Genomic DNA, 13,561 nt, shown 5'->3' with positions numbered 1-13,561 from the left:
CGGGCGGAACGGCTGTCCGTACCGACCCTGGTACAACGGCGCAGCCCGTCGGTAAGTTCTCGGGAGTGACGGGACCCACCCGGCCGCGGACGCAGCGCACCGACGGTCAGGCGCCCCGCCGGTACAGCGTGTAGAGGGCGGACTCCTCCGTGAGGAGGGAGGCGAGATGCATCGGGACGGCGTCCTCCGGACTGTCGCCGGTCGAGATGCGCGGCCCCTCGCCGCCGACGAGGAGCGGACTGATGGACAGGGCCAGCTCGTCCACGGTGTGCGAGCGGATGAAATCTCCCAGCACGGCGGGTCCGCCCTCGCACAGGACCCTCAGCAGTCCACGCCGGCCGAGCTCGGCGAGGACCGCGGACGTCTCGACGGTCCCGGTACCGCAGTCGACGACGTCGGCCACGGCCGACAGGGCGGCCCGCTTGCCGGCGTCGGCGGTGCCCGCCGTGAGGATGACCGGGCGCACGGGCGCCCTCGTGAAGAAGCCGCTCTCCGGGTCGAGGTCCAGGCTGCCGGAGATCACCGCGATGGCCGGGTGCGCGGCGAGCCCGCGCTGTGCTCTCCAGGCGCGCGCGTCGTCGTCGACGAGTTCCCCCTCGTAGCCCTCGGCACGGATGGTGCCCGCGCCGACGAGGACGACGTCGGCGAGCCGGCGCAGCACCGTGAAGATCCGCTGGTCGCCGTCATTGCCGAGGCCGGCGGAGAAGCCACCGCTCGTCGCCGCGCCGTCGGCCGCCGCCACGAAGTTGAAGCGGACGTAGGGCCGGTCCACGGCGGGGTAGGCGTAGATGCGGTGGAGGGCCTCGTCGTCGATGCCGGCGGAGGTGCCGGTCGAGGTGCCGGTCGAGGTGCCGGTCGAGGTGCCGGTCGGGGGGAGGAGGGACGTGATCATGAGGCCGCCGGTTCGTTGTAGTCGCCCATGTTGTGGCGGAGGTACAGGGGTTCGCGCCAGCCGAGGACTGCCTCGGTCAGATCGATCGCCGCGCGGGATGCCGCGACGTTGTGCATGCGGAGCACCCTGGCACCGCCGAGGATGCAGATCACGGCCGCCGCGAGCGACCCCTCCACCCGCTCGCGCTTCGGGCGGTCGAGCGTCTCGCCGATGAAGTCCTTGTTGGAGACGGCGGCGAGCGTCGGGAAGCCGAGGCCGGCGATCTCCGCGAACCGTCGTGTGATCTCCAGCGAGTGAACCGTGTTCTTGTTGAGGTCGTGTCCGGGGTCGATGAGGATGCGGTCCTCGCGGATGCCGAGCCGGACGGCGTCGTCGACCCTGCGGAGAAGGAAGTCAGCGACCTCGCGGACGACGTCGTCGTAGGTGGGGCGCGGGTAGACCGTGCGGGGAGCCGCGAGGCTGTGCGTGATGACGAGGTGCGCGCCGGCCTCGGCGACGACGGCGGCCATGTCCGGGTCCCGCAGGCCGGTGGTGTCGTTGACGACGTTCGCGCCGGCCGCGAGCGCCTGGCGCGCCACCTCGGGGAGGAACGTGTCCGCGGAGATGATCACGTCCGAGACCGCGCGCACGGCACTGATGACCGGGACGATCCGATTGGCTTCCTCGGCGGCGGGGACGGGATCGCCGGGGGAGAACGGCGCGCCGCCGATGTCCACCCAGTCCGCGCCGTCGTCCACGGCCTTGAGGGAGGCATCCACCGCGGCTTGGAGCGCGAAGGTCGCCCCGCCGTCGTAGAAGGAGTCCGGGGTCCGGTTGACGACGGCCATCAGGGCGACCTTGCGGTCGAAGTCGACGGTGCGCGTGCCGAAGGTGTGCACCGCGTGCCGGAAGCCGGGCAGGTAGGTGCCGGGCGAGGAAGGAGCCGCTGCGTGACTGTCCACCCTGCATTCATACCACTGCACCCTGCGCGTCCCGCTGCACGTCCGGGGTGGCACCGCCCGCGGTGACCGATGCCACCGGAATGGGCTGCGCGGCGTGGCGCCCGTAGAATCGGAGCATGCCCGTGTATGTCGATCACGCGGCGACCACGCCCATCTCGGCGCCGGCGCTCGCCGCACTCACCCTCGAACTCAGCCGCAGCGGCAACCCCTCCTCGCTGCACGGCTCGGGTCGTCGCGCCCGCCGGTCGGTCGAGGAATCCCGCGAGACGCTCGCTGCTGCTGCCGGGGCGCACGCCTCGGAGGTCGTCTTCACCTCGGGCGGCACCGAGGCGGACAACCTCGCCATCAAGGGCCTCTACTGGGCGCGGAGGTCCGCCGATGCCGCGCGCACCCGCATCCTCTGCAGTGCCGTGGAACACCACGCCGTGCAGGACACGGTCGAGTGGCTCGAGCGGCACGAGGGGGCCGAGGTCGTGTGGCTGCCCGTCGACGCCGCCGGTGTCGTCTCGCTCGACGCCCTCAGAGCCTCGCTCGCGGACGCGCCGGAGTGTACTGCCCTCGTCACGGTCATGTGGGCCAACAACGAGGTCGGGACGGTGCAGCCCGTCGAGGCCGTCGTCGCGGAAGCCGCCCGGCACGGCATCCCGGTCCACAGTGACGCGGTCCAGGCCTTCGGCTCCTTGCCCGTCTCCTTCGCCGCCTCCGGACTCGCCACCATGGCCGTCAGCGCACACAAGATCGGCGGACCGGTGGGGGTCGGCGCGCTCCTCGTCCGCCGTGACGTCACCCTGACGCCCGTGCAGCACGGCGGCGGACAGGAGCGGGACATCCGGTCGGGCACGCTCGACGGCGCGGGTATCGCGGCCTTCGCGGCCGCCGCGGACGACGCCGTCGCGCACCTGCCCGTCGAGGCGCTGCGGCTCGCGCGGCTCAGGGACCGCCTGATCGAGGGCATCGCGCGCCAGGTGCCCGACGCCGTCCTGCGCGGGATACCGCACCCCGCGCCCGAGGGCGCACGCCTGCCCGGCAACGTCCACTTCACCTTCCCCGGCTGCGAGGGGGATTCGCTCCTGTTCCTCCTCGACCTGGCGGGCATCGAGTCATCGACCGGCTCGGCCTGCACCGCCGGCGTCCCGCGTCCCTCGCACGTCCTCCTCGCCATGGGCCTGAGCGAGGACGAAGCCCGCGGCGCGCAGCGTTTCAGCCTCGGGCATACATCCACGGACGACGACGTTGACGCCGTGGTGGAGGCCATCGGCGAAGCCTACGGGCGTGCCCGTACGGCGGGCATGGCAGGACACGCATCGACCATCCAGACGGCAGGGACGGGTTTTTCGGCATGAGGGTACTGGCAGCGATGAGCGGCGGCGTCGATTCCGCGGTGGCGGCGGCACGGGCGGTCGAGGCGGGACACGACGTCGTCGGCGTCCACCTCGCGCTCTCCCGGATGCCCGGGACGCTCCGGACCGGCAGCCGGGGCTGCTGCACCATCGAGGACTCGAGGGATGCCTGGCGCGCCTGCGACATCCTCGGGATCCCCTACTACGTCTGGGACTTCTCCGAGCGGTTCAAGGCGGACGTCGTGGACGACTTCGTGGCAGAGTACGCCGCCGGGCGCACCCCGAACCCCTGCATGCGCTGCAACGAGCGCATCAAGTTCGCCGCACTCCTCGAGAAGGCCCTGGCCCTGGGGTTCGACGCCGTCTGCACCGGCCACTACGCCCGGGTCGTCGAGGACGCCGACGGCAACCCGGAGCTGCACCGAGCCGCCGACTGGGCGAAGGACCAGTCCTACGTGCTCGGGGTCCTGACGCACGAGCAGCTCCGGCACTCGATGTTCCCGCTCGCCGAGACGCCGTCCAAGGCCGAGGTCCGCGCCGAGGCCGAGCGCAGGGGACTTTCGGTGGCGAACAAGCCCGACAGCCACGACATCTGCTTCATCCCGGACGGCGACACGCGCGGCTGGCTCGAGGAGCGGATCGAGATGACCGAAGGGGACATCCTCGACGTCGACGGTCAGCGGCTCGGAAGCCACCCCGGCGCCAATGCGTTCACGGTCGGTCAGCGTCGCGGCCTCAAGCTCGGCACGCCCGCCGCGGACGGCAAGCCCCGCTTCGTCCTCGAGATCCGGCCCAAGCAGAACGAGGTCGTCGTCGGTCCCGAGCACCTGCTCGCGATCGACGAGATGACCGGCATCAAGGTGTCCTGGGCCGGCCTCCCGATCGGCGAGGTCGCCACGGGCGAGGAGTTCGACTGCATGGCGCAGGTGCGCGCCCACGGCGATCCCGTCGCCGCCCGGGCACGCGTCCACGCAGGCGAGGGTGCCCCGACGCTCGTGGTCCGGCTGGTCGAGCCCATGCGCGGCGTCGCCCCGGGCCAGACCGTGGTGCTCTACCAGGGCACGCGTGTCCTCGGGCAGGCGACCATCGATGCCGCGCGCTCCGCGCTCCGACCGGACCTCGCGGCGGCCGAGGGCTAGTCGCAGTTCACAGACCCCCTCCAGGGTCTGCTTGACTGGAGTCATGACGCATCCCCGCAGTGGTTTCGACCCGTCTGCCAGCTCGCTCGCAGGGGGCGTCGCCCCCGAGGTGATGGCCGAACTGCTCTCCGTGAGGAGCTCGATCGACAACATCGACGCGACGCTCGTCTATCTGCTGGCCGAACGCTTCAAGGCGACGCAGCGCGTGGGCCACCTCAAGGCCGAGCACGATCTGCCCGCCGGGGACCCGCAGCGCGAGGCCGCGCAGATCGCCCGGCTCCGGATGCTCGCCGAGGAGGCGCAGCTGGACCCCGCGTTCGCCGAGAAGTTCCTGAACTTCATCATCTCCGAGGTCATCCGGCACCATCAGGCCATCTCGGAGAACCGCCGTCCGGACGCGACCGGTGGGCCCCGTGCCTGAGACCGGGTCCGCGACCGTCGGGGCGACGGCGGCGGGGGACTGGCCCGGGACCGACCCCCTCGAGGCCGACCGCGCGGTGCGCGGCGAGCTCGGCGGTGCGAACCTCCCTTTCCTCCCGGCCCTGCCCGCGCGCGGACCCGGGAGTGACGACGTCGGCCGCACCCTGGGGATGCTCGTCGAGCTGCCGTTCGACCTGCAGCCGCACGGGTGGCGCCTCGTCCAGCGCCCTGGCGCCGACCAGCGCCGCGCCGAATCCGCCCTGTCCTCCGACCTGAACGCGCTCGGCGACGTCGCGGGCGCCGAGGACCGTCCTGCTGCCGCACTGAAGCTGCACCTGCACGGTCCGCTGTCGCTGGCCGCCGGCCTGCACCTGCACAGCGGCGAACGCGTCCTGATCGACCACGGAGCCCGGCGGGAGCTCTATGCATCGTTGGCCGCGGGCGCGGCAGACGTCGTCCGGCGCGTGTCCTCCGTGGCGCGCGGCGCGGACCTCGTCATCCAGTTCGACGAACCCGACGCGGACAGGATCCTCAGTGGCCGGGTGCCGACCGCCAGCGGCTACCGTACCCTCCGCGCGATCGACCGGCGCGAGGCGACGGAAGCCTGGGGCCTCGTGGCGTCGTCGGTCCTGGCCGCAGGAGCGGCCGGTACCGTGCTCGCCCCCGGCACCACGGACACCGCGCTGGAAGCGGCCCGGGAGGTCGACGGCACGGCGCTGGCCCTGCAGCTGCCCGCCATCTCCGACCGCCAGTGGGAGGCGCTCGCCGAGGGCGTCGAGGCAGGCCGGGCGCTCTGGTTGGCGATCCTCGATCCGCGGGCCGGTACTCCACAGGTCAGCGCGCTCGTGGAGCCGGTCCTCGCCGCCTGGCGTCGCGTCGGACTCCCGCCGCGGGCTCTCTCGGCCGTGACGGTCACGACGCCGTCGGGCCTCGCGATGCGATCGCCCGCGGATGCGGTGCGGGCCCTGACGCGACTGGCCCAGGCCGCGGACGCCCTCGACCAGGTACGCGCGGAGGGCTGACGGCGGCGACCGTCAGACGCGCTGTTCCCAGCGGCTCGGCTGCGCGGCGGCGGGCAGGGCGCCGTCGAACGGATGGGTGGCGTACTCGAACACCCCCGCATACACGAGCAGGGTGCCCAGTTGCCGGTGGATGACATTCGTCGTGATGCGGAAGGCGCCGAGGTCGTCGTCCCACCACTGCTCCACGTAGGCGAGTGCGCCGAGGACGTCGGGCAGGGGGAGCCGGAGCCCCGCGAACACGCGCGTCTGCGAGGAGACCATGCGCATCCGGCCCTGCTCCGAGGCGGTGCAGGTCAGGAGCGTGGCCATCCGGCGGTGCCGTCCCACGTAGTCCGTGAGGATGCCGTCCTGCAGCGAGGTGGTGTCCTCGAAGACCCGCACCGCGGTGCCGAAGTCCAGTTCGCGGCGCGCCGTGAGTGCCGGGCGTCCGAACGGATCGGTGTGCGGGTAGTTGTCGATCGTGAACGGGACGTCGGTGTTGTACTCCGGGAAGAACGCGTTCTCGAGCGCCGTCAGCCGGAAGGCAGGCCGCGCGAACCACGCCGGGGAACCGGCGACGTCGAACACGCCCCGCCCGTGGCCGGCGAGGCCGCTGCCGGCATGCAGGCCGAAATACTCGCGCAGCTCGGGCTGGAGGCGTCCGAACCCGGTGCCCATCGCCTGCTGGTAGATCGAGGTCATGCTGCCCACTTCCGTCGCTCGGACAACCAGTCAACCATGCTGCTCGCCGTGAACCCGCCGTGCGTGCGCAGCCGGGGCTGCGCGGGACCTCGGTCCCACGTCCGAACGCGTCCTCCAGGAGGTCGCGTACCGCACGCGGAGAGCGAGGCATACCCCGGGCGATCCGACGGCCAGGGAAGCCCGTCACAGCCGGCCGGCGGCCTTGAGCCGGATGTACGCGTCGGCCAGCTGCGGCGGCAGCTCGGACGGCACGGCGTCCACGACCTCCGCGCCCAGCAACCGGATCTGCTGCGCCACGGCGGCGCGGTCGAGCAGGGCGCGCTCGGCGGCGGCCGCACGGAACGTCGCCGCCGCCGTCGTCCGGTCGCCCCGCATCTCCTCGAGCCGCGGGTCGCGGACCGACGCCACCAGGACCACATGGCGTTCGGTGAGGCCGGGCAGGGCCGGCAGCAGGCCCTCCTCCACCGCGCCCGCGTCGAGGGACGTCAGCAGGACCACGAGCGAACGGTGCGCCGACGCCGCGCGCACCTGCGCCGGGACCCGGGACCAGTCCGCCTCGATCAGCTCCGCCTCCAGGGGCGCCATCGCCGTCACGAGGGAGCTGAGGAGGTTGCCCTTCGCGGTCGAGTCGACGCGCGCGCGCAGCCGGCGGTCGAACGCCAGGAAGTGCACCTTGTCACCGCCCCGCTCGGCGAGCACGGACAGCAGCAGTGCCGCCTCGATCCCGGTGTCCAGCCGGGGTTCGTCCAGCACCCGCGCAGCGGACGTGCGCGAGGTGTCCAGCACGACGACGACGCGACGGTCCCGCTCCGGGCGCCACGTCCGCACGACCGTGTCGCGTCGGCGTGCGGTGGCGCGCCAGTCGATCGAACGGACGTCGTCGCCCCGCACGTAGTCCCGCAGGGAGTCGAACTCCGTCCCGGCACCCCGGATCTGCACGGCGGACTGCCCGTCGAGCTCCCGCAGCCGGCGCAGCTTCGAGGGCAGGTGGCGCTTGGAGTTGAACGGGGGCAGGACCCGCAGGACGCCGGGAGCGGGGACGGCCAGCTGGCGTGCCGCCATCCCCAGCGGGCCGGAACTGCGGATGGTGACGGTGCCGACCCGCAGGATCCCGCGCCTGGACGGCTGCAGGAGCACGGACATCCGCCGTGATTCGCCCGGCGGTATCACGACGCGCTGCTCCGGATCGCGTGCGCCGGCAGACGGTTGCCAGGCCTCCCGCACGGTGGCACGAAGCCTCCGCGCCGTGTCGTTGCGCAGCACGAGCGCGCTGGTGCACTCCTCGCCGAGCCGCACGCTGTCCGGCAGGGTCCGGACGATGCCCACGCGCCTCGGCGACGCGGCGAGCGCTGCATCCACCGCCGCGAGGACGGCGAGCAGGGTGGCCCACAGCAGGATCGGCGTCGCGCCCGGGAACAGGATGACGGGCACGACGCCGAGCAGCGCCAGCAGGACGAAGCGGCCGGTGATGACCACGGTGAACTCCTCTCGGGCCCCGCACGGTCCGTGCGGCGGCCCTTCGGGTGGGTCGGTCTACCGGGGGACGGGGACGGTACCGAGGATGCTGCCGAGGACGTGGTCGACCTCCACCCCGTCCATCTGCGCCTCCGGCCGGAGGGCCACGCGGTGCCGCAGCGCGGGCAGGGTGAGGGCCTTGACGTCGTCGGGCGTCACGAAGGTCCGGCCCGAGAGCCAGGCCCAGGCGCGCGAGGTGTTGAGCAGGGCGGTGGCACCGCGCGGTGACACGCCCCACTGGAACGACGGCGAGCTGCGCGTGGCACGGACGAGGTCCACGATGTAGGCGAGGACCTCGGGAGCGATCGACACGGCGTCCACCGCAGCCCGGGCGCGGTCGACGTCACCGGCATCCGCGACGGCACGGATCCCGGCGGCACCGAGGTTGCGGGGGTCGAAGCCGACGCTGTGCCGGCGGATCACCTCGATCTCGTCCTCCCGGCCGGGCAGCGGCAGCGTGAGCTTGAGCAGGAACCGGTCCAGCTGCGCCTCCGGCAGCGGATAGGTGCCCTCGTACTCGACCGGGTTCTGGGTGGCAGCGACGATGAACGGCGTCGGCAGTGCCCGGGAGACGCCGTCGACCGATACCTGGCGCTCCTCCATGGCCTCCAGGAGTGAGGCCTGGGTCTTGGGCGGCGTCCGGTTGATCTCGTCGGCGAGCAGGATGTTCGTGAAGACGGGGCCCTCGCGGAACGTGAACTCCGAGGTCGCGGACTCGTAGATGAGCGATCCGGTGATGTCACCCGGCATGAGGTCCGGGGTGAACTGGACCCGCTTCGTGTCCAGGTCGAGGGCAGTTGCGAGCGTCCGCACGAGCAGGGTCTTGGCGACGCCGGGAACACCCTCGAGCAGGACGTGGCCGTCGGCGAGGAGGCCGATCAGCAGACCGGTCACGGCGGCGTCCTGTCCGACGATGGACTTGCCCACCTCGCTGCGGACCCGGAGCAGCGCCGCGCGCGCGGACCGGCTGTCCTCGGTCTCGCCGCCCTGGGCGACGTCCGGGCGGTCGGCCACGCGGGTCGCCGGGTGGGACCCTCCGGAGCCGGCTGTCGGATAGTTCCGGGACGCGTCCTGCCCGCCGGGTGTGTCGGTCATGATGACGTGATCTCCTTCTCGAGGTCGAGGATCTCCTGTGCCCAGTGCACGAGGTCGCGGTGCGAGGTCGGGGTGTGGTGGAGCAGTCGCTGTTCCAGCTCGACCCGGGGCCGGCCCGTGTGGCGGGCCGCTGCGTCCACCACCTCCAGCGGTGACGCCGAGCGGTCGACGCGCAGTCGACGGGCCATGCGGGCCAGCGTCGCGGCGCGGAGGTTCCGGGCCGCATGGTCCACCGAGCGTGCGTCCTGATAGAGGCGCGCACGTCCCTCCGCTGTCTCCGCCGCGCGGACGACGACGGGGAGCGGTTCGGCGGCGAGCGGACCGAGGCGCCTGCCGCGCCAGAGCATCGCCAGTACCGCACAGGCGAGAAGCCAGAGCAGCAGGGGATTCACCCACGGCGGGAGGAGGGTCAGCGGATCGATGCCCTCACCGACCGAGACGATGTCCGCCCCGGTGGGTTCGTACCAGACCAGTGTCGGGGAGGATCCGAGGGCGCGCAGCGCCAGCGCGGCGTGGCCCTCCTCGGTGATCGAGGCGTTGGACAGGAGCTCCGGCGCGCCGAGTACGGAGACCCGCCCGCTGCTGCCGGTGACGTACAGGCCACCGGTCCTGGCATCGTCCTGGTCGGTGTCCTGGTCGGTGTCGCCTCCCGCCGGTCCGTCCGCAGCGGCCGGGAGTTCGACGGCGAAGCATTCCGTGCTGCCCGCGTAGGCCGTCCCCGCTACGGTGATGCGGCCCGCCGCCGTCGCGTCCGGGTCGGCGCACTGCGCCGCCACGGTCGGGGCGTCCCCGGCGAGACCGACGGGTGCCGGTCCGACGACGGCGAACCCGTCCGCCAGTTCCGACAGCTGGCGGTCGCCTGGCGCGGCCAGGACGGCGCGATCGGAGGCGGATGCCAGCTCGGCCACCTGATCCGCACTGAGGTACTGCCGTGGATCGTTCAGGAACAGGGTTGCGGGACCGGCCGACAGCGCGTCGAGAGCGTCCTCGGACGACGTCGCCCGAACGACGTCGATGCCCTCGGCGGACAGGACCTCGGTGACGGCCATGGCACCTGCGGGGCCGGGATTCCCGGGGGACAGGGGGCGGTCGTCCTCCTCCGGGCCGGGGATGAGATTGACGAGGAGGACGAGCGCCAGGACGAGGGCGCCGACGAGCAGGGGGAGAACCCGGCGGGCGCGGGTGCGCGCCGTGCGCAGGGCGCTGCCTCCGTCGCCCATGATCTCGCCGTCCGGGCCGGGAGCCGTCCGCCGTCCGGGTGGCACGGTCCCTGCGGAGGGCACGGTCCCTGCGGAGGGCACGGTCCCTGCGGAGGGCACGGTCCCTGCGGAGGGCGCAGCCGGACGGGAGCGGGGTCCAGCGGCGACCTCACCGGATCCGGCTCCTGCCGGGGGCGTCACCGCGGGGCCGCCAGGACGTCGGCGCCGTGATCCGGCGACCCTGCCGGGCGTGCTGAGGAGAAGCTCGCGTCGAGCAAGGACGCACGCCGGTACTGCTCACCCGTCGCCGTGCCCTTGCCGTAGTGCGTCTCGTTGAAGAGGTCGGCGAGCCAGGCGATGTCCGGGGAGAGCGCGGGGTGGACCCGGCCGAGCTGGACGGCGGCTTCGGTCGCCGTCCTGCCCGGCTGTTCAGCGATCACCACCCGCTCCTCGGACGCACGGATGACGGCCCGCAGCACGTCCGCGACCGCCCTGTTCCAGTCCCCGCCGGCCGCGTGGGCCGATGCCCGGTCCCGGTACTGTGCCGCGGTGAGGTGTGTGTCGTCGTCGAAGACCGCGGCCTCCGGCGTACGCCCCCGGGCATTGAGCCGGGGCTTGATGAGCACGACCGCGACCACGATCACGAGCGCGGCCCCGATCGCGAGGACGAGCGTGCCGGGTCCCGCGCCGAGGCTGCCGATGCCGTCGAACAGGCGGGCGATCCCGCGGAGGAGGTCGGTGAGGATCCGCTCGAAGATCGAGGGCTGGGCCTCCACGTACACGGTCTTCGCGAGTTCGTCCTCGAGCAGGCCTCGCGCCTCGTCGGCGTCCGGGGCAAGGCCAAGGGACGGCAGGACGGGTGGGATCACGTGCTGCTCCGCGGCGTCGTCACGCGTCCCTCGCCGACCGCATCAGGGACGTCCGCCCGGCTGGTGGCCGAAGGCGGTCGTCCCACCGGGGAGCGCGTCCGAGGGCGCGATGCCGGCCTGCTCGTGCTCGCGCATGAGGACGACATCGAACCCCTCGCGCCGGATCCGCAGGTCGACGTAGAGGAGCGACGTGACGCCGGCCTGGAAGGCGTAACCGATGGCGGTGAACAGTGCGGTGATGGCCTGCGTTGCGGCAAGGACCGGCAGGGAGTCGAGGGCGTCGGGCGTCGCGGAGGAACTGGCGCTGAAGCCGAGGAAGAGCGACACCGCGAAGGTGAGCGGCGTCGAGATGACCGACGCGATGATCGACACGATGATGCTCGTCAGGATCACGATCCCGAAGGTCCGCCACCAGTTGCCGCGCGTCAGCTGCCACGAGCGCCTGATCGAGGTCCAGGGACCGGTGCCCTCGAGCATGAGGGCCGCCGGGGCGACGACGAGCTTGATGCTGACCCAGATCAGCACGGCGACGGCCACGAGCACCAGCGGGATGATCACCAGCGCCGAGTACTCCTCGAGCCCTGCGATCGCGAGGACCGAGATCCCGACGAGCAGCAGCAGGCCGACCAGGCCCGCCGCGAAGGACAGCAGGCCGAAGCCCAGGAGAGGGAGGAGCCGGCCCCGGGCGAGCCGCCAGGCCTGGCCGAAGGTGGTCTTCTGGTTGATGACCGTGCGGGCGATCGGGATGACGAGGATCCCCTGCAGCACGAGCAGCGCCACGCCCGACACCACGCCGGCGATCGAGGCGAAGACCCCCAGGCCGGCGACGGCGCCGATGATCGTGTCCGTGGACGGGTTCGGCTGGTCGAGCACCTCGATCGAGGAGAAGAGGTTGCCGAGCAGCAGTACCGTCACCAGGGCCACGACGGCCTGGAGGAGGATCGCGATCCCGAAGGTGGCCACGGGATTCTTGCGGCAGGCCTGGAAAGCGCCGTCGAGGATCTCGCCGAGCCCGAGCGGACGCAGAGGGATGACGCCCGGTTTGGGCGGCGCCTGGTACTGGCCCGGATGGTAGACGGGTCCGCCGTACGGTCCACCACCCTGGCCGGGCCCCGGTCCCTGGTACGGGTTGCCCCATCCACGCGGCGCAGCGGAGACCGGACCGGGTCCGGCTGACGCCGGGCCCGCCGTCGGTGCGCCATGAGGACGTCCGTCCACGGGCGGCGTCGAGGGTCCGGACCACGCGGGATGCTGTCCGTACGGTCCCTGGCCCGCCGGTGCCTGACCGTAGGATCCCTGGCTGGTCGGTGCCTGTCCGTAGGGTCCCTGGCTGGTCGGTGCATGCCCGTACGGTCCCTGGTGCTCAGGATCCGGACGGTAGGACGGACCTGCGGTCTGTGCCGGGGAACGGCCCTGGCCGCCGGGTGACTGCCACGGCGACGGCGGGGTGTCGATGGATCCTTCGGCCGCCCGGGCCGCAGAATCCCGGGCGCCTGCGTCGTGGCTGCGCTCCTCGCGCCCGGGGTCGCCCCCGTCGTCCTGCCGACCGTCTACCTGATCACTCATCGCATCCCCTCGAACGGCGCTGCCGGGAGGCATGGACTCAGCATCCCCACCTGCATCATAGTGAGCGGTGACACGGATGCGCAGGAGCGCGCCGCGCGGGAGCGGCCGGCGAGCGGCCCGCTCCGCTGGACGGGGACACGACCCGCCTCCCTTCCGGTGGGGCTGGTGGGACTTTGTGGCCATGATGGGACAGTATTGGGGGATGAAGGCTCGCATACTGGTCATCGATGACGACGAGGCCCTGTCCGAGATGATCGGCATCGTCCTCCGGAACGACGGGTTCGACCCGGTGTTCTGTGCCGACGGGTCCGCGGCGCTCGGTGTCTTCCGATCGTCCCGCCCCGATCTGGTCCTGCTCGACCTCATGCTCCCCGGCATCGACGGGATCGAGGTGTGCCGGCAGATCCGCGCCGAGTCGGACCTCCCGATCGTGATGCTGACCGCGAAGTCGGACACCTCCGACGTCGTGCGTGGACTCGAATCCGGAGCGGACGACTACGTCCCCAAGCCCTTCAAGCCCGCCGAGCTCGTGGCCCGCGTGCGCGCCAGGCTCCGGCCCGCCGAGTCGAAGGCGCCCGAGACACTGAAGATCGGCGACGTCAGCATCGACGTCGCCGGGCATGAGGTGACGCGGGCCGGGACGCGCGTCTCGCTGACTCCCCTCGAATTCGACCTGCTGGTCGCCCTGGCGCGCAAGCCGTGGCAGGTCTTCACCCGCGAACTGCTGCTCGAGCAGGTCTGGGGCTACCGCCATGCCGCGGACACCCGGCTGGTGAACGTCCACGTGCAGCGGCTGCGTTCTAAGATCGAGCGCGATCCCGAGGCGCCCGAGATCGTCCTCACGGTGCGTGGTGTCGGTTACAAGGCCGGGCAGGGCTGACG

13 protein-coding genes are annotated in these 13,561 nt (G+C 72.4%); 5 read left to right on the top strand and 8 right to left on the bottom strand.

From position 1 onward, the window contains the following. Positions 1 to 106: 106 nt before the first annotated feature. Together NVV32_RS11525 and folP are read right to left on the bottom strand one after the other, a co-directional pair. Positions 107 to 892, bottom strand: coding sequence for a pyrimidine reductase family protein (locus NVV32_RS11525; protein WP_422390250.1), 786 nt, complete (start codon positions 890 to 892; stop codon positions 107 to 109). Continuing rightward, a complete protein-coding gene (gene folP, locus NVV32_RS11520; RefSeq protein ID WP_422390249.1) occupies positions 889 to 1,833 on the bottom strand; it encodes a dihydropteroate synthase in 945 nt (314 codons plus the stop codon). Before folP ends, NVV32_RS11525 begins: the two co-directional genes overlap by 4 nt. Before the next feature lie 116 nt (positions 1,834 to 1,949). Between folP and NVV32_RS11515 the strand changes: the two genes are divergently transcribed. The 4 genes from NVV32_RS11515 to NVV32_RS11500 are packed head-to-tail and all read left to right on the top strand — an operon-like array spanning position 1,950 to position 5,754. Beyond that, a complete protein-coding gene (locus tag NVV32_RS11515; protein ID WP_422390248.1) occupies positions 1,950 to 3,176 on the top strand; it encodes a cysteine desulfurase family protein in 1,227 nt (408 codons plus the stop codon). Continuing rightward, complete coding sequence (mnmA, locus tag NVV32_RS11510; RefSeq protein ID WP_055768685.1) at positions 3,173 to 4,312, top strand: tRNA 2-thiouridine(34) synthase MnmA; 1,140 nt, start codon at positions 3,173 to 3,175, stop codon at positions 4,310 to 4,312. The genes NVV32_RS11515 and mnmA overlap by 4 nt, the downstream gene beginning before the upstream one ends. 43 nt (positions 4,313 to 4,355) lie before the next feature. Then, complete coding sequence (locus tag NVV32_RS11505; RefSeq protein ID WP_055768688.1) at positions 4,356 to 4,733, top strand: chorismate mutase; 378 nt, start codon at positions 4,356 to 4,358, stop codon at positions 4,731 to 4,733. Further along, positions 4,726 to 5,754, top strand: coding sequence for a hypothetical protein (locus tag NVV32_RS11500; RefSeq protein ID WP_055769347.1), 1,029 nt, complete (start codon positions 4,726 to 4,728; stop codon positions 5,752 to 5,754). Before NVV32_RS11505 ends, NVV32_RS11500 begins: the two co-directional genes overlap by 8 nt. 12 nt (positions 5,755 to 5,766) lie before the next feature. On the opposite strand, the gene NVV32_RS11495 is transcribed toward NVV32_RS11500, so the two are convergent. From NVV32_RS11495 to NVV32_RS11470, 6 genes are all read right to left on the bottom strand, one after another. Then, a complete protein-coding gene (locus NVV32_RS11495; protein WP_055768691.1) occupies positions 5,767 to 6,435 on the bottom strand; it encodes a DUF4166 domain-containing protein in 669 nt (222 codons plus the stop codon). Between the two features lie 183 nt (positions 6,436 to 6,618). Then, entirely contained in the window at positions 6,619 to 7,911 is a 1,293-nt protein-coding gene (locus NVV32_RS11490) for a DUF58 domain-containing protein (protein WP_055768692.1), read from the bottom strand. A gap of 57 nt (positions 7,912 to 7,968) precedes the next feature. Next, positions 7,969 to 9,045, bottom strand: coding sequence for an AAA family ATPase (locus NVV32_RS11485; RefSeq protein WP_082471305.1), 1,077 nt, complete (start codon positions 9,043 to 9,045; stop codon positions 7,969 to 7,971). Next, positions 9,042 to 10,364, bottom strand: a complete 1,323-nt coding sequence (locus tag NVV32_RS11480; RefSeq protein WP_055768695.1) for a DUF4350 domain-containing protein — start codon at positions 10,362 to 10,364, stop codon at positions 9,042 to 9,044. Before NVV32_RS11480 ends, NVV32_RS11485 begins: the two co-directional genes overlap by 4 nt. Before the next feature lie 77 nt (positions 10,365 to 10,441). Then, positions 10,442 to 11,113, bottom strand: a complete 672-nt coding sequence (locus NVV32_RS11475; RefSeq protein ID WP_055768699.1) for a DUF4129 domain-containing protein — start codon at positions 11,111 to 11,113, stop codon at positions 10,442 to 10,444. A gap of 42 nt (positions 11,114 to 11,155) precedes the next feature. Next, positions 11,156 to 12,679, bottom strand: a complete 1,524-nt coding sequence (locus NVV32_RS11470; protein WP_422390247.1) for a hypothetical protein — start codon at positions 12,677 to 12,679, stop codon at positions 11,156 to 11,158. Positions 12,680 to 12,881: 202 nt separating this feature from the next. Between NVV32_RS11470 and mtrA the strand changes: the two genes are divergently transcribed. Continuing rightward, positions 12,882 to 13,559, top strand: coding sequence for an MtrAB system response regulator MtrA (gene mtrA, locus NVV32_RS11465; RefSeq protein WP_422390246.1), 678 nt, complete (start codon positions 12,882 to 12,884; stop codon positions 13,557 to 13,559). Positions 13,560 to 13,561: the final 2 nt, after the last annotated feature.

Source organism: Arthrobacter sp. N1 (genome assembly GCF_048288285.1).
Classification (GTDB): Bacteria; Actinomycetota; Actinomycetes; order Actinomycetales; family Micrococcaceae; genus Arthrobacter_D.
Note: the sequence above shows the minus strand (reverse complement) of the source record. Positions and strands in the feature narration are given on the sequence as shown.